This window comes from Hyphomicrobiales bacterium (genome assembly GCA_016125495.1).
In the GTDB taxonomy this organism is placed as follows: Bacteria; Pseudomonadota; Alphaproteobacteria; order Rhizobiales; family RI-29; genus RI-29.
Genome location: WGLQ01000007.1, coordinates 319,337 through 344,798 on the forward strand (window position 1 = coordinate 319,337; position 25,462 = coordinate 344,798).

General features: G+C 67.6%; 20 protein-coding genes. 9 read left to right on the top strand and 11 right to left on the bottom strand.

Annotated features, from left to right (window positions below; genetic code table 11):
* Nucleotides 1–6: 6 nt before the first annotated feature.
* From GC150_06910 to hemF, 8 genes are all read right to left on the bottom strand, one after another.
* Nucleotides 7–1,314 (bottom strand): serine hydroxymethyltransferase, encoded by a 1,308-nt coding sequence (locus GC150_06910; protein MBI1384623.1) that lies wholly within the window; start codon nucleotides 1,312–1,314, stop codon nucleotides 7–9.
* Between the two features lie 201 nt (nucleotides 1,315–1,515).
* A complete protein-coding gene (locus tag GC150_06915; GenBank protein MBI1384624.1) occupies nucleotides 1,516–4,377 on the bottom strand; it encodes a hypothetical protein in 2,862 nt (953 codons plus the stop codon).
* Nucleotides 4,378–4,720: 343 nt separating this feature from the next.
* Nucleotides 4,721–8,923, bottom strand: coding sequence for a BON domain-containing protein (locus GC150_06920; protein MBI1384625.1), 4,203 nt, complete (start codon nucleotides 8,921–8,923; stop codon nucleotides 4,721–4,723).
* 117 nt (nucleotides 8,924–9,040) lie between these two features.
* Nucleotides 9,041–9,403 carry a tRNA-binding protein gene (locus GC150_06925; protein MBI1384626.1) on the bottom strand — a complete coding sequence of 121 codons (363 nt, stop codon included), beginning with the start codon at nucleotides 9,401–9,403 and terminating at the stop codon, nucleotides 9,041–9,043.
* A gap of 51 nt (nucleotides 9,404–9,454) precedes the next feature.
* Nucleotides 9,455–10,165 carry a TetR/AcrR family transcriptional regulator gene (locus GC150_06930; GenBank protein ID MBI1384627.1) on the bottom strand — a complete coding sequence of 237 codons (711 nt, stop codon included), beginning with the start codon at nucleotides 10,163–10,165 and terminating at the stop codon, nucleotides 9,455–9,457.
* A gap of 106 nt (nucleotides 10,166–10,271) precedes the next feature.
* Complete coding sequence (locus tag GC150_06935) at nucleotides 10,272–11,090, bottom strand: pyrroline-5-carboxylate reductase (GenBank protein ID MBI1384628.1); 819 nt, start codon at nucleotides 11,088–11,090, stop codon at nucleotides 10,272–10,274.
* Between the two features lie 153 nt (nucleotides 11,091–11,243).
* Nucleotides 11,244–11,552 (bottom strand): hypothetical protein, encoded by a 309-nt coding sequence (locus GC150_06940; GenBank protein MBI1384629.1) that lies wholly within the window; start codon nucleotides 11,550–11,552, stop codon nucleotides 11,244–11,246.
* Nucleotides 11,553–11,698: 146 nt separating this feature from the next.
* Entirely contained in the window at nucleotides 11,699–12,637 is a 939-nt protein-coding gene (hemF, locus tag GC150_06945) for an oxygen-dependent coproporphyrinogen oxidase (protein ID MBI1384630.1), read from the bottom strand.
* 293 nt (nucleotides 12,638–12,930) lie between these two features.
* Between hemF and GC150_06950 the strand changes: the two genes are divergently transcribed.
* The 6 genes from GC150_06950 to GC150_06975 all read left to right on the top strand — a co-directional run bounded on the left by GC150_06950 (nucleotide 12,931) and on the right by GC150_06975 (nucleotide 19,845).
* The gene (locus GC150_06950) at nucleotides 12,931–14,784 is read left to right on the top strand and encodes an ATP-binding cassette domain-containing protein (GenBank protein MBI1384631.1); all 1,854 of its coding nucleotides are present in this window, start codon (nucleotides 12,931–12,933) and stop codon (nucleotides 14,782–14,784) included.
* A gap of 171 nt (nucleotides 14,785–14,955) precedes the next feature.
* Entirely contained in the window at nucleotides 14,956–16,035 is a 1,080-nt protein-coding gene (locus tag GC150_06955) for an extracellular solute-binding protein (protein MBI1384632.1), read from the top strand.
* A 356-nt stretch (nucleotides 16,036–16,391) separates the two neighbouring features.
* Nucleotides 16,392–17,279: an ABC transporter permease subunit gene (locus GC150_06960; GenBank protein ID MBI1384633.1), complete on the top strand. Its 888-nt coding sequence runs from the start codon at nucleotides 16,392–16,394 to the stop codon at nucleotides 17,277–17,279.
* A 5-nt stretch (nucleotides 17,280–17,284) separates the two neighbouring features.
* Nucleotides 17,285–18,184 (top strand): ABC transporter permease subunit, encoded by a 900-nt coding sequence (locus tag GC150_06965; GenBank protein ID MBI1384634.1) that lies wholly within the window; start codon nucleotides 17,285–17,287, stop codon nucleotides 18,182–18,184.
* 85 nt (nucleotides 18,185–18,269) lie between these two features.
* Complete coding sequence (potA, locus tag GC150_06970; protein ID MBI1384635.1) at nucleotides 18,270–19,343, top strand: polyamine ABC transporter ATP-binding protein; 1,074 nt, start codon at nucleotides 18,270–18,272, stop codon at nucleotides 19,341–19,343.
* A gap of 196 nt (nucleotides 19,344–19,539) precedes the next feature.
* Nucleotides 19,540–19,845: a c-type cytochrome gene (locus GC150_06975; protein ID MBI1384636.1), complete on the top strand. Its 306-nt coding sequence runs from the start codon at nucleotides 19,540–19,542 to the stop codon at nucleotides 19,843–19,845.
* A gap of 24 nt (nucleotides 19,846–19,869) precedes the next feature.
* Here the strand turns inward: GC150_06975 and GC150_06980 are convergent, their stop codons facing one another.
* From GC150_06980 to GC150_06990, 3 genes are all read right to left on the bottom strand, one after another.
* On the bottom strand, nucleotides 19,870–20,268 hold the full coding sequence (locus GC150_06980) for a DUF2177 family protein (protein MBI1384637.1): 399 nt from the start codon (nucleotides 20,266–20,268) through the stop codon (nucleotides 19,870–19,872).
* 106 nt (nucleotides 20,269–20,374) lie between these two features.
* Nucleotides 20,375–21,610: a winged helix-turn-helix domain-containing protein gene (locus GC150_06985; GenBank protein MBI1384638.1), complete on the bottom strand. Its 1,236-nt coding sequence runs from the start codon at nucleotides 21,608–21,610 to the stop codon at nucleotides 20,375–20,377.
* A 2-nt stretch (nucleotides 21,611–21,612) separates the two neighbouring features.
* Entirely contained in the window at nucleotides 21,613–22,086 is a 474-nt protein-coding gene (locus tag GC150_06990) for a tRNA methyltransferase (GenBank protein MBI1384639.1), read from the bottom strand.
* A gap of 210 nt (nucleotides 22,087–22,296) precedes the next feature.
* On the opposite strand from GC150_06990, the gene petA reads away from it, so the two are divergent.
* Genes petA through GC150_07005 form a run of 3 tightly spaced genes read left to right on the top strand, consistent with a single transcriptional unit; the run spans nucleotide 22,297 to nucleotide 25,058 of the window.
* Nucleotides 22,297–22,869 (top strand): ubiquinol-cytochrome c reductase iron-sulfur subunit, encoded by a 573-nt coding sequence (petA, locus tag GC150_06995; GenBank protein MBI1384640.1) that lies wholly within the window; start codon nucleotides 22,297–22,299, stop codon nucleotides 22,867–22,869.
* Nucleotides 22,870–22,879: 10 nt separating this feature from the next.
* Nucleotides 22,880–24,175, top strand: a complete 1,296-nt coding sequence (locus GC150_07000; GenBank protein ID MBI1384641.1) for a cytochrome b — start codon at nucleotides 22,880–22,882, stop codon at nucleotides 24,173–24,175.
* Between the two features lie 19 nt (nucleotides 24,176–24,194).
* On the top strand, nucleotides 24,195–25,058 hold the full coding sequence (locus GC150_07005) for a cytochrome c1 (GenBank protein MBI1384642.1): 864 nt from the start codon (nucleotides 24,195–24,197) through the stop codon (nucleotides 25,056–25,058).
* Nucleotides 25,059–25,462: the final 404 nt, after the last annotated feature.

The window sequence follows — 25,462 nt, forward strand, 5'->3', positions numbered from 1 at the left end:
AGCCGATCAGGAATAGATCGGGAAACGATCGCAGAGCGTCTTGACCTCGCCCTTGACGCGCTCCTCGACCTGGCCATTGCCGGCCGGCCCGTTGCTCACCAACCCGTCGAGTACCACGCTGATCATGCGCCCGACCTCGCGGAATTCCTCGGCCCCGAAGCCGCGCGAGGTGGCGGCCGGCGAGCCGAGACGGATACCGGAGGTGACCGTCGGCTTTTCCGGATCGAACGGCACGCCGTTCTTGTTGCAGGTGATGTGAGCACGACCGAGGGCCTTTTCCGAATCACTGCCCTTGAGCCCCTTGGGACGAAGGTCGACGAGCAGCACATGCGTGTCGGTGCCGCCGGTCACCAGCGCATAGCCCGCCTTCGTGATCTCCTCGCCGAGCGCCTTGGCGTTTTCCGCCACCGCCTGCATGTAGGCCTTGAAGGAGGGCTGGAGTGCCTCGCCGAACGCCACCGCCTTGGCCGCGATGATGTGCATCAGCGGGCCCCCCTGGAGACCCGGAAAGATCGCCGAGTTGAACTGCTTGCCGAGGTCTTCGTCGTTGGAAAGGATCATTCCACCGCGCGGACCGCGCAATGTCTTGTGGGTCGTGGTGGTGGCGACGTGCGCGTGCGGGAACGGGCTCGGGTGCAGGCCGGCGGCCACGAGGCCGGCGAAATGGGCCATGTCCACCTGGAAGTAGGCCCCAACCTCGTCGGCGATCTGGCGGAAAGTGGCGAAATCGATCTGGCGCGGATAGGCCGAGCCGCCAGTGATGATGAGCTTGGGCTTGTGTTCGTGGGCGAGCTTGCGGACCTGGTCGAAATCGATCTGCTGGGTCGTCGGATCGACGCCGTACTGCACGGCGTCGAACCACTTGCCCGAGAGATTGGGCTTGGCGCCGTGGGTCAGGTGGCCGCCGGCATCGAGGCTGAGGCCGAGGATGGTGTCACCGGGCTTCAGGAGCGCGAGCGCCACGGCCTGGTTGGCCTGTGACCCCGAATGCGGTTGCACGTTCGCATAGCTGCAATTGAAAAGCTTGCAGGCCCGGTCGATGGCGAGTTGCTCGGCGATGTCCACGAACTGGCAGCCGCCGTAGTAGCGCTTGCCGGGATAACCTTCGGCGTACTTGTTGGTCAGCACACTGCCCGCCGTCTCGAGCACCGCGCGCGAGACGATATTCTCGGAGGCGATGAGTTCGATCTCGTTTTGCTGGCGGCCGAGTTCGAGACCGATGGCCTTTGCGATCTCGGGATCGGTCTCGCAGACCGACGCCGAAAAGAAGGACGGGACCATGTGACGGCTGGCCGGCGCGGCACTCTTCGTCATCGAATTGACCTCCAGATAGCGGGATTTGCTCGCGCGGCTCCGCCGGCTCGGCGCGACGGCGGCGCGCGCCAGCGGATCCGGGCGAGGTTGCCGCCGCTGATAACGGCTCGCCGCGCCCTTGCCAATGGCCTCGAGGGAGATTTCGGAAACAATTTCCGCAAAACCGAGGCGGCGCCGCGTGAGCCGCCTCGCCTCGCGACCTCAACGGCCCTCGGATTCGCCGCGGTCGAATCGCCGTGCGAAATCGGTGATGCCGCCACCGGCCAGAATGCGGGCCTGCCCCACCCAGTTCTCGCGCTCGATCCGACCCTTGAAATCGAGCTGCTCGCTGATCGATTCGATGTCGGCTTCCGTGAAGTCGGCGATCTGGCGATACTGGGTGATCCCCATCTGGAAGAGCTTGCGCTCGATCACCACGCCGATACCGCGGATCCGCTTGAGGTCGTCCGGCGCGGACGGCGCCCGCTGCCCGATGACCCGGCGGCCCGAACCCTGTTCGCCACGAAGAGCCTCCGAGCGAACTGAGCGCAGTCCGGCGAAATTGCGCCGCACCCGCCCCGCTCCTGCCTCCCCCGAACGATCGGCATCGTCGCCCCCTTCGCCGTCCTCTGGCTCGACATGGGCACCGCTCGACAACGCCGGTTCCACCTCGGTCAGGACCTCGCGCGCCGCCCCTTTCAGCCTCGTCTCGCTCGAGTCGGCTGTCTCGCTCGTGGCCGCGACGGCGGCTGCTGCGGCCAGTGCAGCGGCCGCGCTTGCGCTCTGCATCGCCGCTTCGTCCGCCGGCGGCGACGCCGCGCCAGCTTCCTGGTGTCTCGTGGCAAGCACGCGCCGCGCATAGAGCGTCTGCCCGCCTCTCGCCAATACGGCCGCCTGCTCGATCCAGTTCTGACGCTCGACGCGGCCACGTTCGCCCAGCGCCGCATTGAGCGCGCGCACATGCTCGGCTTCGAGGCCGGCGATATCGGCATAGGTGGTGATGCCATGCCCACCCAGCATCGAAGCCGTCCAGGCATCGATACCGGCAACGAGGGTGAGATCATCCTCGCCCGGTGCCATGGCGGGGCCGGCCGAAGCGGAACCCTGCTGGGTGGCGACGGCGACGCCTGATCCGGCCGCCGCCGCCGCTATGGCCAGCGCCGTATCGGAAATGTCGGTCCCGCCGCTCGTCCCTTCATCCTCGACGGTCGCGTCGAGATCGGCTTCTTCCCGACCCGCGGTCCGCGCGCGCCAATCCTCGATCGGGGCCGCGTCCGGTTCCGCGGAATCGATGCGGGCGATCGCCTCGTCGACCACTTCCGCATCCTCGTCGTCGTCAGCGCCCTGCAGCACCTCTTCGCGGATCAGATCGTCATCGGCGTTCGAGCGCATCCGGTCGCGATGCCGAAAGACGCCATCGTCCTCGTCGTCATCGTCGTCATCGTCATGATCATCATCGTCGTCGTCTTCGTCTTCGTCTTCGTCTTCGTCTTCTTCTTCGTCGTCGTCGCTGTCCGGCTCGTCCTCATCGTCCCGATCGTCGTCTTCGTCGTCTTCGTCGTCCTCGTCCTCGTCTTCTTCGTCGTCGCCCTCGTCCTCATCGTCATAATCGTCGTCGGCATCTGCGACCACGTGGCCACGCAGAGGCTCGTGCGTCTCGTCCAAGGGCTCTCCCGCACTGCCCTCCTCGTCGACGGCGACGTCGTCGTCTCCATCCTGTTCGTCGGGCATCGGAATGGGCGCCGGACCGACATCCCAGCCGGGCGCCTCGTTGCCATTGGCCTCTCGAACGTCTTCGAAGCTGGTGATCTCGGCGGTCGACTCAACGGTGGCGACGCTCTCGGCCTCGGCCACCGATGGGGTTCCCTCGAAGCCGCGCGCGACCGCGGCCGCCGCGGCCGCAGCCAGCACGCTCGCCCCGCGCGGCGCGCTGCCTGCATGCGCTGCGCCCTGCTCGACTTCCGCGATCTTCAGCGCACCGAGATCACGCCGGCGCACGAAGTGCGTCGTGCCACCCCTCTCGAGCACGGCAGCCTGCTCGATCCAGCCTTCGCGCGAGATGCGGCCATGGCCGAAGACGCGGTCGAGGCCGTCGACCTGAACCGCATCGAGACCAGCGATCTGATCGAAACCAGTCACCCCCAACTCCGCGAGGCGGCGGGCGGTGTCGGCATCGATACCGCGAATTCGTGTGAGATCGTCGGTTCGCCCGCTCGCGGGCGTCACCTGCGGCACATCGCCGATCCAGGACACATCGGCGGCCAAGACGTTTGCAGCGGGCCGCATCGCGGCGGCAGCGGCGGCGGCAGCCGCGAGCGCAACGGCCGCGTCGTCGCCACCGATCCCCTCGTGGCTGCGTTCACCGCCAACGGTCGCGACCGTGGCGATGGTCGCCGGGATCACCTCCGACAGCGTCGGCCGACTCTCGATCACGGGGCCTGCGCCCTGGTTCACGCCAGCTCCGGCCGCGCGCGCGGCATCGGCCGCTGCCGCCAAGGCCCGGGCATGTGCCATGTCGTCGACTTCCTCGGCCCCGCCAGCGACGTCGGCGCCGCCCGCAGCCGCGCTTCGGCCGGTGGCTAGATCGACCTCGGCCATCTGCACATCGCGATCGGACGGAACCACGGCCTGCGGAGCCGGGGCCTCGTCGACGCCCCGAGAGGGAGTGGCGCCTCCGAGCCCCGACTCCATCTGCTCCAGGGACGCACGGGCCTGCGCGCCGGCCGCCTCGACACCATCCTGCGCCCTCGCCACGACCTCGCTGACCGAACGCTCCGTCGAGGCGGAGACGCGGTCGATGGCACCGTCGTCCCGCAGCGCGCTGGCCGTACCCGCCACGACTGCCGCCCCTGCGGCCACCGCAGCCGACGCCTCCCCGACACCTCCCGCGCGAGCCGTATCGTGCTGCTGGCGCTGGAGCCGACGTGCCTCGGGCGTATAGGCGCGACCACGCGGATCGGCCGCCGCTTCGAGTGCATCTTGCCGCGCGGGAAAGAACCACAACCGGAGCATGAGCCCGATGAGCGCGCCGACGAGAAACACGGCCAGCAGAATGATGGCAGTCTGGAACGCGTAGTACGTCATGGCCCTAGCCCCTGTTAACGATCACCATCGCTCAGCGCGCGGCCCTCCCCGGAACCGCGACCGGCGCCCCATCATTGGCATGAAGACCGCTCCCCTGCCACGGCCGGATCGCCAGCCTGCGGCCTCAGCGGTCGTCGCGGCGGGGCGAGCCGGCATACCAGCCGAGCACCAGTCCGATCACGAAAACGAGCGCAACGTATGGCGCCAGTTGCTCGATCAGATAGACCATTGCACCACCTCACCTTGGAACCGGGGCCCGGCCGCCACCCATGCCTCGGGGCGATGGCGGCTCGGCGCCACGCGGGCACGACCGGTCGCCGCGCCCGCGAACGACACACGGTGCCTATTCCAGCAACACCGTGAATTCGATCCGCCGGTTGAGCCGCTTGTTCGCGGCCGTCGTATTGGGAGCCACGGGCCGCGTCTCGCCATAGCCCCGGGCGACCATGCGCTCACGCTCGATCCCCGCGTTCGCCAGATAGCGCACGACGGAATCCGCGCGCTCGTCCGATAGGCGCCTGTTGTAGCGCTCCTCCCCGTCCGAGTCGGTATGGCCCGAAATCTCGATGGTGGCGTCCGGACAGCGTTTCGCGACGTCGGCGAGAGTGCGCAAGGTCGGTTCGCTTTCGGCCTCGAGAACGGCGCTGTTCTTGGCGAAGTTGATGGTCCCCTCGCGCGCCGCGGTGTTGAGCACGACCTCGCAGACGTCGTTCGCGATGACACCCGTGCTCGCCAGGACCTCCTCGACGTTCACCTTCGGAAGCACCCGCTGGGGTTCGACGATATCGGCCGTGTTCGCCCGGTAAGAGAGCGGCATGGCATTGTCGATCGCGGTGCGCACCTTGTCGCTCGCCTCGCGCGAGGGGCTGACGCCGCTCAGCGTGACCTTGGTCCCCTCGATGGTCGCCACCCCGTTCTGCAAGCGCGAGAGCTGGCCGATGGCGACGCTGGCGGCGCGCAGATACTGCTCCGGTTCGCCGCGCGCGAGCGTCAGCCGGTCGACCACCTCGCTCGCGGGAAACCGCCGCCGGCTGAGATCGACCAGGGCATTGCGCACGACTTCGCTCGGCACCACGCCCTCGAGGATGACCCGGCCGTCGCGGTGCTCGGCCGTCAACCGGTAGGGAGCGGCGACGGGCAGCGCCTCGACCACCGGTGCCGGCGGCCTCAGGGCGATTTCGTCGCGACCTCTGTAACCGGCGCCCAGCGCGGCCGAAGTGAAGCCTCGCGCGGCCTCGGCCGCCGCGCTGTCGCTCGCCGTCCCGCGCACCGCGAGTTGCTGATCGTCGAGCACGGCCTCGCCCTCGCTCAATCTGGCCAGCGCAGAAAGGCCTGCCCTGGCGCTTGCCAGCCAGTTGTCCGCCCGCCCACCGCGCACGTCGAGCGACACGCTGAGCTTGCGCCCGGGAAAGAGCCGGCGCGCCTCGGCGACCAGCGCATCGCGGCTCCTCTCGTCCGGCACGCCTCCGGTCAATTCTACGCCGCCTTCGCTGAGCGCCGCACGCCACTTGAAGCGCGGCTCGGGCGGCGTCTCGACCTCGATCTCATCGCGCGTGGCGAGCCCGAGGCCGGCGATCTCGCGCACCCGCTCGAGCGCCCGCGAGCGATCCGCCTCGCGCGCGGCCCGCCCTGTCACGGTGAGTTCGGCCCCGTTCAATTCGGCACTGCCGTTGCCGATCTCGTCCAACGCCCCGAGCGCGCCCCAGACCATGGCGAGCCAGGTGTCCTCGCCCCCGGTCATACCGGATGCGAGGCGCATGCGATCGTTGATGCGAAAGCCCGGAAAGAGCTGCGCCAACTCCCCGAGCGCGTCACCTCGTGCCCGCTCGCTCGGCACGAAGCCGTCGAGCAGGATGGTGTCGCCCGCCATCCTGGCCGACCAGCGGAACGGATCGGCGAGAGGTGGCTCGACGTTGTTCACCGCCAGTTCGAGGCCGCCGGGCAGGCTCGAGCCGAGGGCCCCACGGAGCGCTGCGTCCGCATCGCCGTCGCGCGAACGCCCGAAGATGCTGAGGCTGAGATCGGTGAGGGAGACCGATCCCATCTCGAGGTCACCGAGGCGCGCGATCGCATAGCGCATGGCGGTCGCCCAATCCCCCGTCGCGGGCACACCGCGCGCCAGCACCATGCGGTCGACGATCCGGCGGCCGGGATGCGCGCCACGCGCCAGACTGAGCGCGAGGTCGCGCGCCTCCTCGCTGGGGACATGACCGCTCAACACCAACTCGTCACCCGTGAGTTCGGCTTGCCACGTGAAGGGGTCGGCGACCGGCAGGTCCGCCTCGACGAAACCGATTTCGGGTTGCGCCGAAAAGCCCGCCGGCAGGAGGCCGCCGATCGCGGTCCCGACGTCACGCGCCGTCGCCTCGCTCTGCGCCCTCCCGACGAGATCGAGCGCGCCGTCGCGCATCGAGAGCGCTCCTTCGTTGAGGCGGGCGAGTTGCGCCAGCGCGATCCGCAGCGCGCCTTCCCAGCCCTCCGGGGCACCACGCGCCACCGTTGCGGTGTCCTCGATCCGGGCCCCGGGGAACTGCGTCGCCAGCGCCTCGAGCACCCGCCCGCGCGCCTCCTCGCTCGGCACGTGCCCGGCCATGCGCAAGCGCTTACCATCGAAGAACACGGCGAATTCGAACGGCGAGACGGTCGGCACCTCGGGCTCGATGAAGTCGACGTCGGCGGCGACCGCAAAGCCCGAGGGCAGACCGACACCGGCACCCTCGCGCAACTCACGCGCCGTCGCCTCCCCGCGCGCGCGCCCACTGAAATCGACGCTCTTGTCGGTCAGCACCGCGCGCCCGCTTTCCAGAAGGCCGAGGCGCGCGAGCAGCCCATCGGCCGCCGCCTCGAAACCCTCCGGAGCACCGTTCGCCAAGGTCATCTCGTCGACGATCGTGACACCCGGCCGCGCCGCGCGCGCCGCCGCGAGCAGGCGCCCACGCGTCGCCTCGTCGGGCACGTGGCCGCGCAACACGAACCGGCCACCATCGAAAAAGGCATCCCAGGCATAGGGAACCACCGTCGGAATGATCGGCTCGCGAAACGCGATGCGCGTCCTTGCGCCGAACCCGCCGGGCATTTCGGCGCCGAACCGTGCTTCGAGATCACGCGCCGTCGCTTCCTTCACCGCTTCCCCTTCGAGCGAGACCTGCCGATCCGAAAACGCGAGCCGCCCCCCCTCGAGCAATGCAAGGCCGGCCAGCCCGCGCTCGACGGCCACTGCCCAACCCTCTGGCGCGCCGCGCGCCAGCGCCATGCGGTCATCGATCCGACGTCCGGCAAAGAGCCGCGCCGCCTCGCTTCGAAGCCGTTCACGCGTCGCCTCGTCGGGTACGTGCCCCGACAGCACCACGGCATCACCGGCGCTCTCGATAGCGAGCGTGAACGGCTTTGCCGTCGCGATCTCGCGCTCGACGAACTGGACGTTCGCGCCCACGGCGTAGCGCTCCGGCAGTCGCCTCGGCAGATTGCCGCGTATGTCTTTCGCCGTCTCCTCGGTCTGTGCGATACCCTCGAATGTGATGGCCGTATCGGCGAAGTCGAGGCTGCCCGCGTTGAGCCGCCCCAGCTCGGCGAGCGCTCGGCCCACCGCCTCCACCCAGCCGCGCGGCGCGCCGTCCCCGTCCGCCATCTGATCGACGATCTCGGCCCCAGCGAAGGCCGCGCGCGCGGCTTCGATGACCGCGAGCCGCGCCTCGTCGTCGGGAACATAGCCGCTCAACACCAACCTGCCGTCGCGCCAACGCGCGCTCCAGGGGAACGGCTTGATTCGCGGTGGTAGGATCGAGACCGATCCCCGCTGGACGCCGGCTGGCAAGCCACCTTCGAAGTCGCGTCGGATGCCGGTGTAGCTCGCGCTGTCGCGAGCCCGACCGTGAATCGCGATCGAGGCGTCGGTGAGTGACACCTCGCCTTCCGTCAGACCACCGAGCTGGCGCACGCCGAAGCTGATGCCCCCGAGCCAGACATCGCGCGGCGGGGCACCGCGGGCGAGTTCCATGCGATCGTTGATCGCGAAACTCGGAAAGGCCGCCCGCACCATGCCGATGATGTCGTTCCGGGTCGCCTCGTCGGGCACCGAGCCCTTCAGCTTGATGCGATTCTCGTCCCGGCTGAGCGTGACACCATAGGGCGAACGTTCCGGAATGAGCTCGGCCCGATCCTCGACGATGCGCACGCCGTGCAAGCGCTCGGCCATGGTGACCGCGCGCCGGCGTTCCGCCTCGCTGACCGCCCGCCCGCCGAGGCGACCGTCTCGCCCTTCGAAGCCCGGCTCGGCCCAACCGAGCCCGGCCTGATCGAGCGTCTGTTTGATGCGGACCGTCAGCTCCTGTTCGATACGTGGCCGCTCGGCGATGTTGACGATGCCGTAGACCAGCAGCAGCGGCAGGACACCCCACAGTAGCCGGGACGGTCTCCAACGCATGTCAGTGCTCCCTCGAACTTCCCGAGCGTCCTGACCAGCCCGAGCATCACGCCGCCCCCGGACCGGCGGCCGCGAGGGTGAACAGGACCTCGATAGCACCGTCGGCCCAATGGCATGTGACATCGTTCGGCTGGCCCGAACGCGGTCGGACTATAGGGGTAGCATTGGTCTTTTCATAGCGTCCAATCGTGCCAAGAAGTTACGCCAGATGCCCCTCTGAACGTCCCTGGCGATCGCCCGTCAGTGGAGCCGCGAACCGTTCGGAACCGGCCGTTCCGGGCGCACGAGCACGACGGCGCCGGCCGAGTCGGCAAAGCCCAGTGTGAGCACTTCGGAAATGAACGGACCGATCTGGCGTGGTGGAAAATTGACCACCGCCGCGACCTGCATACCGACCAGCATCTCGGGCGTGTAGTGGACGGTGATCTGCGCACTAGAGCGTTTGACGCCGATCTCGGGACCGAAATCGATCCGGAGCTTGTAGGCGGGCTTGCGGGCTTGCGGGAACGCCTCGACCTCGACCACGGTGCCGACACGCACGTCGACTGAAAGGAAGGTCTCGAAATCGATCGTGCCGCTCCGGCCTTTACTGTCGCTGCTCATGCCATCCCCTCGATCCGTTGCGCCGGCGCCGATGTTGCGACCCGACCGTGTTCACGCAGCCGCCCCGGCAGCGCCGGTCGGCCCCTCGCCGCCGCCCGCGGCCTCGCCCGTCGGCCCGCCATCGCCGGCCTCGCTCGCCCGGCGCGCGCGCCGTGCCCCGCCCAAGGCCTCGCACGCCAACCGCACGAGGCCTCCGGCCGCATCACAGGTATTGCGCACCAGCTGCTCGCTGCGCCGCAGGCGTTTGTCGAGGCGCGCCATCGTCCGGGCCATGCCGGGATCGTCGTCGTCGAGCCAGCAGCCGAAGGCATCGCTGTAAATGGCCGCCAGTCCGAGCGTGCGCGCGAGCCCGCCGGGGCCGTCCACCGGAAACCCCGCCGCCGCCAGCATCCAGCGCTGCGAATTCAGCAGCGGCTTGACGAGGTCCGTCTGCAGTCCGGCCGTTCGCACGATGCGCCCGATCGCCGCGCGATCCCCGGCCATCGCCTCGAACCGCATCATGACGACGTCGAAGAGCCGCTCGCGGGGCTCCGCACTCGCATCCAGTTCCCGGCTCGCCCGCTCGAGCACCGTGTCGTCGATCCGGCGCACATAGGCCTTGAGCACGGCCGCCATGCTCGGGAACGCGCGGCGCATGGTGGCAAGGTCGATGCCAGCGCCACGCGCCAGTTCGGCGAGCGTCAGCTCCGACCAGTCCCGCTGCTCGGCTTGCACGAGCAGTTCGTTGACGACACGCCGCCGAACGTCTTCGAGTTCACTCATCGGGTCCTCCGGAAATGGTTGCCGCAACGGCATGCCCTCGCCCGTCACTGCGACCGGCTCGTCGGATGCTCCCTGGTACGACGCGCCGCCCGGCCGCCGGATCACCTCAGCCCGCGAGTTCGCGGGACCGCCGCGTCGCGGCCGCCACGGTGCGCTCGACGAGCCCGTCGAGCCCGTCGTCCGCCATCAGCACGGCCAACCCGGCCGCCGTCGTGCCGTTCGGCGAGGTGACGTTCTGGCGCAGAACTGCCGCCGGCTCCGGGCTCTGATAGAGGAGTTCCCCGGCCCCCGCCACCGTCTGGCGCGCCAGGACACCCGCCAGCTCGGCCGGCAGACCTGCCGCGATACCCGCCCTCTCGAGGCACTCGACCATGTAGAATACGTAAGCCGGCCCCGATCCCGAGACGCCGGTGACCGCGTCCATCAGCCCCTCGTCCTCGACCCAGGCGACCGCACCGACCGCCGCCAGCAGACGCGAGGCCTGCTCGCGCTGCGCAGGCGTGACGTGGGCATTGGCCGCGAGCACCGACATGCCGCGCCCGACCGAGGAGGGCGTGTTCGGCATCACCCGAACGATCGCGGTGCCGGCTGGCAAACCGGCCGCGAGACTGGCCAGCGTTCGTCCGGCCGCAACCGAGATGACGAGGCTGCCGGCGCCCACGGCCGGGACGGTCGATGGGAGGACGGCGTCCATGATCTGCGGCTTGACGGCGAGGACCACGACCTCGGCGGGACCGCCCCCATAGCGATCGCTCGCCACGATGCCGGCCCCCTCGAGCACCGCCGCGACGTCGGCCGGCGGTGCCGGATCGACGGCGGCGACATGCTGTGGCGCAAGCCCGGCACCGAGCCAGCCGGACAGCAGCGCTCCCCCCATCTTGCCGCATCCGATGAGCGCCAGGCTGCGCGGAAATCCGTTCGTCATTGGGAAGGCTCCTCCGGGCGCGAGCGCCGTGCCGCGCGCTTGTCGCGCCGGACGATCGCCCTGCCGGCGGCACGGGTCAAGATCCATCGGGCATCTCCCTTCACCGGAGATGCCACCTCGCCGTCCCAGGCCGTTCGGAGCGGGCGTTCTGGTTCAGCTGACGCCCGGATCGGGTGGACCGCCCCAGAAGCAACGCATCACGCGCTCGCAGACCCGCCGACCGTCCTCGCGCCGGCACTCGCGAACGAAGCTGCAGGCGCGACAGGCGTAGCTGGACGTGCAGCCCCGAGGCCGGCCGTTGCGCCTGAAATTGCACTGCAGGACCGTCTGGCAGTTCTTCGTGGCAATCTGCACCGGTGCGCCGACGTCGGCCGATGCACCCGTCGGCATGGCCGCAGAGAGGCTCGCAGCAACGAACGCCACCGCGATCGCCAAGAGACCTGCCGAACGGAGCCCCCGCATCCTCGTCTCCCATCCTGCCTCGAGTTGGCGACAGTGTCAGCGCATCGAGCCACCACTGCAATGCCTTGCTGGCCGCAAGGTGGACGCCACCGCGCACCTGTTGCCTTCCAAGCACGCGTCGCGGCGTACGGGCAGCCTGCGGCGGCTCACGGCCATTTGACGATCGGCGGCATGGACGACAGGATGCTGTCGACGTTGCCGCCGGTCTTGAGGCCGAAGATGGTGCCGCGATCGTAGAGCAGGTTGTACTCGACGTAGCGACCGCGTCGCACGAGCTGCTCCTCGCGGTCGGCCTCGCTCCACGGCGTGCGGAAATTGGCCCGCACGAGTTGCGGATAGATCGCCAGGAACTGGCGCCCGACGTCCCGCGTGAAGGCGAAATCCGCCTCCCAGTCGCCGCTCTCGAGATAATCGTAGAAGATGCCCCCGATGCCGCGCGGCTCGCTGCGATGCTTGAGAAAAAAGTACTCGTCGCACCAGGCCTTGTAGCGGTCGTAGTCGGCGACAGCGTGCGGTCGGCAGGCGCTCGCCATCGCGGCGTGGAACGCGATCGTATCGGGATCGTCCTGCGTGCGTCGGCGATCGAGCACGGGCGTGAGATCGGCACCACCGCCGAACCAAGCCTTGGTTGTAACGACGAAGCGCGTGTTCATGTGCACCGCCGGCACGTGCGGGTTCTGCATGTGCGCGATGAGCGAGATGCCCGAGGCCCAGAAGCGCGGGTCCTCCGCCGCACCGGGGATCTGGCCGCGGAATTCCGGCGAGAACTCGCCGTGCACCGTCGACGTGTGCACACCGACCTTTTCGAAGACGCGCCCGCCGCGCAGCATCCCCATGGTGCCACCGCCACCCTTGGCGCCGGTGTGGTCCGTGCGCTCCCAGGGACGGCGCTCGAACCGGCCGGCTGGCCGACCGCCCGCGAGCGGACCGTCGAGTTCGTCTTCGAGCGTCTCGAATGCCGCGCAGATATCGTCGCGCAATGCGCGGAACCATTGCTCCGCGCGCCCCTTGCGCTGCTCGATGGCCGCCGCGTCGACGGTGCCGGCCGCTGGCCGCCCGGTGTCTGGCTGCTCCAATCCCGTCACGTCCTCGCCTCCGTTCGCCCGCAGACGCCCGAAAAAGCGTTCGCGCTGGCGCTGTTTCGCCGACCCGGCTGGGGTATAGAGGAGCCCGACCGGACTTGGAAAGCTTGCCGTCCCGAACCGCGGCGCCGGCTCCGCCCGATGGCTTGCGGCCCTCGGAGCGCTGACCGCGTCATCGGCGACGGAGCCGCGAGCGTACCGCAAGGACGCCGCCGCGTCCCCCCGACCCGTGCGCGCGCCCATGGCCGAGAACGGCCTTGCGGGTCGCGACCGCGCCGCCAGGAGCAGTAACCGTGCTGACGAATCTCTTCGAGCGCATCGAGCAACTGACCGATCCCTTCCCGCTCGAGGAGCCGGTGAAGCCGCCACAGGGGCTGTTCGCGTTCATTCGCCATTACGCTTGGCCATTCCGCTGGCTGCTCCTGACGTCGGCCGTCCTCGCCGCCGTGATCGCGGTTCTCGAGGTCCTGGTCTTCTCCTTCGTCGGGGACATCATCGACTGGCTGAATACCGGGCGCCGCGAGGACTTCTGGCAGGCGCACGCCGACGTCCTCATGGCCATGGGCGTGTTGGTCGTCATCATCCTGCCGCTGCTCAAGTTCTCCTACGAGACCGTGGTCCATCAAGGACTGCTCGGTAATTTCGCGATGGCCAACCGCTGGCGCGCGCACCGTTACGTCCTGCGCCAGTCCATGAGCTTCTTTCAGAACGACTTCGCCGGCCGCATCGCCACCAAGGTGATGCAATCGGCCATCGCCGTTCGCGAGACGGTGATGAAGCTGATGGACGTGATGGTCTACGTGCTGGTCTATTTCACCGCGGCACTCGTCATGTTCGCGGCGAGCGACATCCGCCTCTCGGCACCTCTCTTTGGCTGGCTCGCCTGTTACGGACTCGTCCTGCGCCACTACGTTCCACGCCTCGCCAAGGTTTCGCAGGAGCAGTCCGAAGCGCGCAGCGTCGTCACCGGCCGCATCGTCGACAGCTACACCAACATCGCCACTGTAAAGATGTTCGCCCACGCCGATCGCGAGGACCGCTATGCCCACGGCGGCATGACGCGCTTCCTCGAAACGGTGAACCGCCAGATGCGCCAGGTGACCTGGATGGTCACCATCCTCGCCATCATGAACAGCCTGCTCGTCTTTTCGGTCGGCGCCCTCGGCATCTGGCTTTGGCAGATCGAGGCGGTGACGGCCGGCGCGGTCGCCTTCTCACTCGGGCTCGTCATCCGCCTCCAGGGCATGTCCCAATGGATCCTCTGGGAGGTCGCGGCGATTTTCGAGAACATCGGCGTCATCCAAGATGGCATCGAGACGATCTCGCGCGACCGCGCCGTGGTCGATCGCCCGAGCGCGCCGGCTCTCGTCGTTCGCCAGGGCGCGATCCGCTATGAGGCGGTCACCTTCCACTACGGCAAGGAGAAGGGCGTCATCGAGGATTTCACCCTGGACATCCGGCCCGGCGAGAAGGTCGGCCTCGTCGGGCGCTCGGGCGCCGGCAAGTCGACCGTGGTCAACCTGCTCTTGCGGTTCCACGACGTCGAGCGCGGCCGCATCCTGATCGACGGCCAGGACATCGCGGCCGTCTCACAGGAAAGCCTGCGCGCCAACATCGGCATGGTGACACAGGACACCTCCCTGCTGCATCGCTCCGTGCTCGCCAACCTCGTCTACGGGCGCCAGGGTGCGACCCTCGAGGAAGCCATGGCCGCCGCCCGCAAGGCCCACGCCCACGAGTTCATCGAGAAGCTCGAGGACCTCAAGGGCCGCACCGGCTATGGCGCCCATGTCGGCGAGCGCGGCGTCAAGCTCTCGGGTGGCCAGCGCCAGCGCATCGCCATTGCCCGGGTGCTCTTGAAGGACGCCCCCATCCTGGTGCTCGACGAGGCGACGAGCGCCCTCGACAGCGAGGTCGAAGCCGCGATCCAGGAGCAGCTCTACAATCTGATGGCCGGCAAGACCGTGATCGCCATTGCCCACCGCCTCTCGACCATCGCGGCCATGGATCGTCTCGTGGTGATGGATGCCGGCCGCATCGTCGAGCAGGGCACTCACGAGGAACTGATCTCGGGCGGCGGCCTCTATGCCAGCCTCTGGCAGCGCCAGTCCGGCGGCTTCCTCGATCTCGGCGCCGAGGCGGCGCAATAGCACCGTCCACGCCTCGCCCGCCCTTCGCCAGCAAACACCCTTGTCGCGGCCACCATCTTGTGGTCCCTTCGCTGCTGGAGGCTCGGCGAACCGGCAGCGATCGCTGCATCGGCGCCGGGGAATACCAAAAGCGCTGGTAAATGCGCGTTACAATTCGGAGGGTTACCTGCAATGGCTGCACGCAGTTTTCGCATGCTCGCATCGCGGCGCCAGTTCCTCGGGGGCGCCAGCGCTCTCGCCGTGGGCCTGACGTTCATGCCGCGCGGCCTCCTCGCCGACGAGGAGAAGAAGCTGAATTTCTACAACTGGGACACTTACATCGGCGAAACGACCCTCGCCGACTTCCAGACGGCGACCGGCATCGAGGCCAAGATGGACCTCTTTGCCGACAACGACGAGTTGTTCGCCAAGCTGAAGGAAGGTAATCCCGGCTACGATGTGATCGTGCCGACGAACGACTATGTCGAACGCATGCTGACGGCCAAGATGCTCGAGCCGCTCGACCACGCCCTCATCCCGAACATGTCGAACATCTCACCTGCTTTCCAGGATGCGACCTTCGATCCGGGCCGCAAGCACTCGATCCCCTACATGTGGGGCACCATCGGCATCGGCTATCGCAAGAGCAAGGTCACGCCCGCGCCCGACAGCTGGAAGGCCGTCTATGAGAACCCGGGCATGGCCGGCCGCATCGCGCTCCTCGGCGACGGTCAGGTCGTCATCGGCATGGCGCTGAAGTATCTCGGCTACTCGCTGAACTCCACCGACGCCGCCCAGATCAAGCAGGCCGAGGAACTGCTCATCGCCAACAAGAAGTCGATCAAGGTCTTTGCCGACGACAATGGCCAGGACCTGCTCGCCTCGGGCGAGGTCGACCTCGCGCAGGAGTGGAACGGCGACATCCTCCAGGTCGCCGGCGAGGACGAGGATGTCGGCTACGCGCTGCCCAAGGAAGGCGGCCTCCTCTGGCAGGACTGCATGTGCATCCCCAAGGGCGCCCCGCATCCCAAGAATGCGCACGCCTTCCTCAACTTCGTCCTGGACGGCGAGGCCGGCGCGCACATCGCCGACACGATCCAGTACGCGACGGCGAACGGCGCCGCCCGCAAGCTCCTTTCGGACGAGTACAACAACAACCCTGCGATCTTCCCGTCCGACGAGGCGCTCGCCAAGTCCGAGCCGCAGCTCTACCTCGGCGAGGACCGGGTCCGCATGGTCGACGAGGCCTGGACCCGCGTGCAGGCCGCCTGACAACCACAGAACCTGGGAGCCGGCACGCCCTGTGCGCTCGCCGGCTCTCAGCGGACGAAAAGGTTCGCGCGGCGAGGTGCGACACCCCGAGCGCGAACCGGCAACACCCGCCCGGGCTGAGCAGGCCGACGCGCGATTGTTTTCTCGAACGGCCAGTCCGTCCGCGATCCGATCCGAGGGAACCTCCCGTCTGGCGAACCGCCTGCGGGCCTTCTCCAACCGGCGAGCCGGCGCACCCATCGATTGGTCCGTCAGATGCCGGCATACCGGCACGCCGGCGGCGTCGGGGGACCGGCCGAGGCGCGACGATCGGTCAGCCGGCCATCGAACGAGTGGACCAGGAAGGACGTGGCGAGATGGAGAACTGGACCAAGAACCGCCTGGCCTTCCTCATTCTCGCGCTGCCGGGCACGTTCTGGCTGGTCGTGTTCTTCATCGCACCGCTCGCGCTCATCTGGATCCTGTCGTTCGGCACAAAGACGTCCCTGGTCGACATCGAGATCACCGGGACCCTCTCGAACTACCTGCGCGCCGCCGATCCGATCTACCTGCAGATCATCTGGAAATCGATCTGGGTTTCGGCCATCGCCACCTTCCTCTGCCTGGTGATCGCCTACCCCGTCGCATTCGCGATCTCGTTCGCGAGCCCGCGCTGGAAATCGCTCCTCCTCGTTGCGATCATCCTGCCGTTCTGGATCAACCTGCTGATCCGCACCTATGCGCTCATCGCGGTGTTCCGCACGCGCGGCTTCGCCAATTTCGGCCTCGAATGGCTCTACACCACCTTCGGGCTCCATCATCTTTTCGGGCCCTTCCAGCCGCTGCAGCTCCTCTACAACGACTTCGCGGTGATCGTCGGGCTGGTCTATGTCTTCATGCCGTTCATGGTGCTGCCGCTCTATGCGACGGTCGAACGGCTCGATAAATCCTACCTCGAGGCGAGCCTCGATCTCGGTGCCTCGCAGTGGACGACCTTCTTCAAGGTCACGGTGCCGCTCACCATGCCCGGCATCGTCTCGGGCATCATCCTCGTTTTCATTCCCTGCCTCGGATCGTTCCTGACGCCGGACCTCCTCGGCGGCACCAATGCGATCATGATCGGCAACGTCATCGAGCGACAGTTCAAGGCGGCCAACGATTGGCCGTTCGGGGCCGCGCTCTCGTTCCTGCTGATGTATGTGACGTTCGGCGCGCTCGCCCTGCGCGCCGTGTTCGCCGGCCGCAAGCAAGGCATGGAGATCTGACCGCCATGACCCAGCAGACCAGCCCCGGGACCGCACCGTCGAACCATACCATCGCCCCGCGCCGCAGCCCCTCCGGCCTGTTCGGTCCAAAGCGCCTCGTCGAGCCCCTCGCCTATTCCAAGCGGCTCTGGATGCGCGCCTTCCTCGCGATCACTTTCATCCTGCTATATGCTCCCATCATCACGCTGATGGTCTTCAGCTTCAACGATTCCAAGCGCAACATCGTCTGGCGCGGCTTCACGACCAAGTACTACGTGCAGGCCTGGAACAACGAAGCGCTCTTTCAGGCCTTCGTGAATTCGCTGACCATCGCGGTCATGACCACCATCGTCGCGACCATCCTCGGCGCCACCGTCGGTCTCCTGCTCTGGCGCTTCCGCTTTCCCTTCAAGGGCGCCTATGAGGGCTTCATGGCCCTGCCGATCGTCATCCCCGAGATCTGCATGGGCGTCGCCATGCTCGTCTTTTTTGCCCGCATCGGCTGGCCCTCGGGATTGCCCTGGCCGCTCAACCTCTCGGCCATCACAATTGCCCACATCGCCTTTGCCTTCCCGTTCGTCGCCGTCGTCGTGCGCTCGCGCATGATGGGCTTCAACCGCGAACTCGAGGAGGCCTCCCGCGATCTCGGGGCCTCGGAATGGCAGACTTTCGTGAACGTCATCCTGCCCTACATGCGCCCGGGGCTCATCGCCGGCGCGCTCCTCGCCTTCACGCTCTCGCTGGACGACTTCGTCATCACCTTCTTCACCTCGGGGCCGGAGACGGTGACCTTCCCGGTCAAGGTCTACTCGATGGTGCGCTTCTCGGTGACGCCCGAGGTCAATGCCGCCTCGACCATTCTGATCGTGATCACCATGATCGCCACCCTCATCGCCATGCGCTTCCAGGCGCCCGACAAGACCTGAGCGCTGCCGCCGCGCCCCCGCGCGCGGCGGTCGCCCCAACCGGAGAGTGCTCGTGCAGGAGACCAGCAAGACATCCGCCAATCCGATGGTGGCCATTTCCGCCGTATCGAAGCGTTTCGGCTCGTTTTCCGCCGTCGACGACGTCAACTTCGAAATCCGCCAGAACGAGTTCTTCGCCCTCCTCGGCCCGTCCGGCTGCGGCAAGACGACGCTCCTGCGCATGATCGCGGGCCTCGAGGTGCCGACCGAGGGCGCGATCTTCATCGACGGGCAGGACGTCACCGCCGTTCCCGCCAACCGCCGCCCCGTGAACATGGTGTTCCAGTCCTACGCGGTCTTTCCACACATGACCGTGGCCGAGAACATCGCCTATGGCCTCAAGGTCGTCGGGCGGCCGCGCTCCGAGATCGAGGAAGCGGTCCGAACCGGCCTCGACATGGTCCAGCTCGCCGAATTCGCGCATCGCAAGCCACACCAGCTCTCGGGCGGCCAGCGCCAGCGCGTCGCCCTCGCCCGCGCCCTCGTCAAGCGTCCCAAGGTGCTGCTGCTCGACGAGCCATTGTCCGCCCTAGATGCCAAGTTGCGCGAACAGATGCAGCTGGAGCTCGCCCACCTCCAGCAGCGCGTCGGCATCACCTTCGTGATCGTCACCCACGACCAGGACGAGGCCCTCTCCATGGCTGATCGCATTGCCGTCATGGAGCGCGGCAAGGTCCGCCAGATCGCCAGCCCCGGCCACCTCTACGAGCGGCCGGCGAACCGTTTCGTCGCCGACTTCATCGGCAAGGTGAATTTGCTCGACGGCGAGGTCAAAGGGGTCGAGGGTGGCAAGGTGGCGCTCGATGTCGCAGGGCTCGGACGCATGGCGGTCCCCTTCGAGGGCAGGGCGAGCGGCAAGGTCGCACTCGCGGTCCGGCCGGAGAAGATCCAGATCAGCAAGACCAAGCCCGCCGGCGATGTCCTCAGTGCCCACGGCCGGGTGACCGATTGGGCCTACTATGGCGACGTCAGCCACATGTACATCGCCTCCGATCCTGGCGGTGTGCGTCTCGCGGTCACCCTCCAGAACGAGACGCGCGAGACCATGAACTCGATCGACATCGGCGACGAGGTCTGGCTCGCCTGGAGCCCGAACGACGCGCTGATCCTGACCGAGTAGGCGGCACGCCCTCGTTTCGCCAAACCGCTCCGATTGACCTTGGTCAAGGACGTGTCCGTTATCAACGGCACAACTGGCCGGGCACCATGGCCCCCGCCCGCCGCCACCAGGAGTAACGACCATGACCGATCCGGCAGCGAACCCGAAGGCCCGCCGACCGTCACTCGTCACCGGTACGGCAGCGGCGCTTTTCGTGATGCTGTTGGCGTTGCTCGCAGCCCCCTCGATGGCATTGTCCGATGAGTACGAAGACGCCGTGGAGCGTGGCCGGCTGCTGGTCGAGGAGCGCTGTGCACGCTGTCATGCCGTCGGGCGCGACGGCGCGAGCCCGTTCCCCGAGGCGCCGCCCTTCCACGAGATCGTCGCGCGCTATCCCGTCGAGGGGCTGGCCGAGGCGTTCGCGGAAGGCATCACGGTCGGGCACCCGGCGATGCCGGAGTTCGTCCTGCCACCCGAGGAGATCACCGATCTCCTGACCTACCTCGACGATCTCACACGATAGCCGGTTGCGCGCACGCGGCGGCGTTCAGTAGACGAGCCTCGTCAACAGGTAGCCGAGGGTCGCCGAGAGGCCGGTGAGCGTCGTGCCCCACGCCACGTCCACCACCACCATGGCAACCGGCCAGTCCCGCAGCGTCGCCAGGTTGGTGAAATCGTAGGTCGCATAGCAAAAGAACCCGAAGAGCGCGCCATTGATCGCCGCCGTCGTCCAGTCGCCCGCCGCGAGCGCCGGAGCCACGGCGAAAAACACGATGCCGGCGACATAGAAGAGATAGAAGATGCCCGCCGCCGGCAGATTGAACTCACCCGCCAGGAGATGACCGATCTGGCGCCGGTAGAACTCCGTCGCGACGGCGGAGAGCCAGATGAGGTCGATGGCGAGGAACACCGCCGCCGTGGCGAGATATGCCGTCACACTCTGCATCCCGACCTTCCCCCTCCCTTTCGCTCGTTGGTGTCGCGGCCAGCGACCGACGGCCACCCGTTCCGCTTGCCGACCAATGCGACTACGCACGGGGGCGCCAAGCTGATCATGCGGCTATCATGCGTGATGCGAGATCGTCCGTGAGATGTACTGTGTCCTCGCGCCCACGCGCCGGACCATCCCCGACCGAGATCATTTCGAGGTCGAGCCAGCCGGCCAGTTGCTCGAGTTCCTCGGCGAGGGGCCGCGCCAGGGCCGCCGCCAACTCCCCGGGCTCGTGGAAGGCGGCATTGACTTTCAGCACGTTCACCTTGCGATCGGCCTTGAGGCAAACCCGCGCCACCAGCCGGTCGCCGAGCAGGAAGGGCAGCACGTAGTAGCCGTGCCTGCGGCGCTCGGCGGGGGTGTAGATCTCGATGCGGTAGTGAAAGCCGAACAAGCGCTCGGCGCGCGCCCGATCCCAGACCAGCGGATCGAATGGCGCCAGTAGGGCCCGTGCCTCGACCGCGCGCGGCACCCGCGTATCGCTGCCGTCGATGTAGACGGGACCAGACCAGTCCGCGACCTCGGCCGGCACGATCGAGCCTTCCTCGCGCGCCTCCTCGAGCGCGGCCCCCGCCTCACTCGAGGCAAGCCGATAATAGTTCGCGACGTCCGCGACGCTCGCCACACCGAGCGCGCGCACCGCCGACGTCGCGAGGGCGCGTATCGCATCGCGGCGCTCCGGCGTCGGCGCCGCCATCACCGCTGCCGGCAGGACACGCTCGGAAAGGTCGTAAACCCGAGCAAATCCCGCACCGAGCCGTTCCCGGGTCGTCAGCTCGCCGCGCCAGAACAGCAGCTCGAGAGCATGTTTGGCCTCGCCCCAGCCCCACCAGCCGCCGGGCCCCCTGTCGTCCTCCGCGAATGCGCCCGCACTGAGGGGCCCCTCGGTCCGCACCCGCTCGAGCGTGCGCGCCACGACATCCGCCCGTTCCCTCCCGAAGCGTGCGAGTTCGCGATAGATGCCCTTGCCCTGCGCCGCGTCCGCCATGCGCCAGCGAAACAGCGGCTGGCTCTCGACCGGCAGCAGCGAGCATTCGTGCCCCCAGTATTCGAACAGCGCACGGCGGCGCCCTGAGGCGGCCTTGTCGAGAAGCCCCATGTCGTAGGCTCCGAGGCGGGAAAAGAGCGGCAGGTAGTGCGCCCTGACGAGGACGTTGACGCTGTCGATCTGGAGCACCCCGAGACGCCGGACGAGGCGACACACATCCGCGAGCCCGACCTCGCCGCGCCGCCCGCGATCGAGACCGGTTGCCCGCAGTGCCAGCCGGCGCGCCGCGCCCGCATCGAGACGCCGCACCTTCAATGCCCGCCCCCCGTCGCCACCGCCCGCGTCACGCGCAAGGCCTCACCGAGCACCATGGCCAGCGCCACCGCCACGTTGAGTGAGCGCATGCCGGGGGCGAGCGCGATGCGCACGCGCGCATCGGCGGCAGCATGCACATGGGGCGGTACCCCCGAGCTCTCGCGCCCGACCATCAGCGTATCGGACCGGCCGAATTCGAAATCGGTGTAGGTCGTCTCGGCGGTGGTACTCAGCAGGACCAGCCGACGGCCCTCCGCGCGGCGCACCGCCTCGAACGCTTCGAACGAGCCGTGCCGCCGCCAGTCGGCAGCGGTAAGATAGTCGAGACCCGCCCTTCGGAACGCGGCATCGCTCAAGCGAAAGCCCGCCGGCTCGATGATGTCTACGCCGACGCCGAGGCAGGCGCCCATCCGCAGGATGGTGCCAGCGTTCTGAGGGATGTCCGGCTGAAAGAGCGCGACACGTACCATTTCGCCCCCGCCGCGCGGTCCGGCGGTCACACTTGTCCGCGGACTACGCACACTTGCGCTCGTCGGCCGATTGATATGGGGTTGAACGCACGGCCCGCCGCAATTAAACACGCGCGTGGCGATATGTCCTAGTCGAGAATCCTATAAAGCTGGCACTCCCATCGTTGCCCGGTCGGTCGGTGACGATGGAGCGCGAATGGAGGCTGAACCTTGGCACACGATGCGGGCGATGCGAACCGCCGCGATTTCCTGATGGTCGCGAGCGGCGCGTTCCTGGCGGTTGGCGGCGCTGCCGCGCTCTGGCCGCTGATCGATCAGATGAACCCCGATGCCGGCGCCCAGGCGCTCGCCTCCATCGACGTCGACGTGAGTTCCCTGGCCGAAGGCGCGGCCATGACCGTGATGTGGCGCGGCAAGCCGGTTTTCATCCGCCACCGCACCACCGCCGAGATCGAGGCGGCCCGAACGGTGTCGCTCGACGAACTGCCGGATGGCTATGCCCGCAGCGCCTTCGCTGACGACGACGCACCTGCCTCCGACGAGAACCGGGTCAAATCAGGCGAGGAAAAGTGGCTGGTGCTGATCGGCATCTGCACGCATCTCGGCTGCATCCCCAAGGGCCAGCGCCTCGGTGACAACCGCGGCGAGTTCAAGGGCTGGTTCTGCCCGTGCCACGGCTCGCACTACGACACTTCGGGGCGGATCCGCAAAGGCCCCGCGGCAGAGAACCTCCCGGTTCCGCCGTACACCTTCAGCGGCGATGCCCGCATCACGATTGGCTAGGGGCCATCTCATGTCTCACGAAAGCACTTACAAGCCGTCGACGGGCATCGAGCGCTGGCTCGACGAGCGCCTGCCGATCGTACGGCTGGCGGCCGACTTCATGGCGTTTCCGACGCCGCGCAACCTCAACTACTGGTGGACCTTCGGCGGCATCCTGACCTTCTGCCTCGCTGTCCAGATCGTCACCGGCATTGTTCTCGCGATGCACTACGTCGCGAGCGCCGACGACGCCTTCAACTCCGTCGAGCGCATCATGCGCGACGTGAATTGGGGCTGGCTGATGCGTTATACCCACGCGGTCGGCGCCTCGATGTTCTTCTTTGCGGTCTACATCCACATGTTCCGCGCCCTCTACTACGGCTCCTACAAGGCGCCGCGCGAGGTGTCGTGGATCCTCGGTGTGCTCATCTTCCTGGTGATGATGGCGACCGCCTTCATGGGCTACACGCTGCCCTGGGGCCAGATGAGCTTCTGGGCCGTGACGGTGATCACCAACCTCTTTTCGGCGCTCGATCAGATCATCCCCGGCGTCGGCACGGCGGTGGTCGAGTGGATCTGGGGCGGCTACTCGGTCACGGGCACCACGCTCAACCGGCTCTTCAGCCTCCACTATCTGCTGCCGTTCGTGCTGGTTGGCATTGTCATCCTGCACATCTGGGCGTTCCACACGACGGGCAACAACAACCCGACCGGCATTCCGGTGAAGTCGAGTTCGGACACGCTCTCCTTCCACCCCTACTACACGGTGAAGGACGGCTTTGCCCTCGCCGTGTTCTGCCTGCTCTTTGCGTGGTTCGTCTTCTATGCACCGAACTACCTCGGGCATGCCGACAATTACATCCCCGCCAACCCACTCCAGACGCCCGCGCACATCGTGCCGGAGTGGTACTTCCTGCCGTTCTACGCCATTCTGCGCGCGATCCCGGACAAGCTGATGGGCGTCATCGCGATGTTCGGCTCGATCGCCATTCTTTTCCTGGTGCCGTGGCTCGATACCTCACGGGTGCGCTCGGCGCGCTTCCGCCCGATCTACAAGTGGTTTTTCTGGCTCTTCGTCGTCAACGCCCTGGTGCTCGGCTACCTCGGCGCCAAGTCGCCGGACGGCTGGTATCTCTTCTGGGGCCGCGTCTGCACCGCTTACTACTTCCTCCACTTCCTGGTGATCCTGCCGCTCCTCGGTCTGATCGAGACACCCCGGCCGATGCCACGCAGCATCACCGAGGCCGTGCTCGGTTCAGCCAAGGGCAAGGGCGCCGGCACGGCAACGAGTGCCGCAGGGGCCGCCGCTGCCCCAGAGAAACGCTAGATCAGGGGTGGCAACGACAATGCGTGCTCACATCAAGAACGCCGCACGTACGGCGCTGGCCCTGGTGGCCGTGGCAGGCCTGCTCGCCGCGGCTCCGGGCGAGGCCCGTGCCGCCGGCGACGAGATCTACATCGACAAGCAGCCTTGGAGCTTTGCTGGAATCTTCGGCCACTACGATGCCGTCCAGCTCCAGCGCGGCTTCAAGGTCTACAACACCGTTTGCGCCGGCTGTCATGGCATGAGCCTGCTCTCCTACCGCAATCTCACTGACGAGCACGGCCCTCACATGTCGCCCGAAGCGGTCGCGGCCATTGCCGCCGAGCGCTCGGTCACCGTGCTCGACGAGGACGGCGAGCCCAGCGAACGCCCGGCCATCCTCTCGGACCGCTTCGTTTCGCCCTATCCGAACGAGCAGGCGGCCCGCGCGGCCAACGGCGGAGCCTATCCGCCGGATCTGTCCGTCATCGCCAAGGCGCGCTCGGCCTCCCAGGAAAGCGTCTTTGCGCCGCTCACCTACCTGACCGACATCGTCACCGGTTACCAGGAGGGCGGCCCCGACTACCTCTACGCTCTTCTCGTCGGCTACGTGGATGCGCCCAGCGACGTCGAGATGGGCGAAGGCATGAGCTACAACAAAGCCTTCCCGGGTCACCAGATCGCCATGGCGGCACCGCTCTCGGACGGCTCGGTCGATTATACCGACGGCACCCCGAATTCGCTCGACCAGCAGGCGCGCGACGTGTCGGCGTTCCTGATGTGGGCCGCTGAGCCTCACCTCGAGGAGCGTAAGCAGCTCGGCATCCGGGTCATGATCTACCTCCTGATCCTGACTGTGCTGCTCTATCTCGCCAAGCGGGCGGTCTGGTCGCGCGTCGAGCACTGACGGCTGGCGATCCAGCACCGCTCGGTCAGTCCTGTGCTTCCCAAAATCAAGGCGCTGTCTGGAGAGCAGACAGCGCCTTCTTCGTTCGCCCTCGAGCCATTGGCCAAGCCCGGCCAACGCCCCGTTCGATCCGCGTTTGTCTCCCGCTGTTCCATTGACGTTTACGTCAAACGCCCCCCCCCCCCAACCTGGGCCAAGCTCCGGCGCCCGAGCCCGAACAGGAGACCGAAATGGAACCGCAGCCTGTCACAATCATCGACGTCCGCTTCCTCGAGCACCGTGGGCGCCTCGTGTGCGTCAAGAAGCGCTCCGACGGTGTCATCGAGTTGCATCAGCGCCGCCCCGACGCCAAGCCGCGCACCGGCACGCACTGAGCCCGGCTGGTTCGCTCCCGACATGCCCGG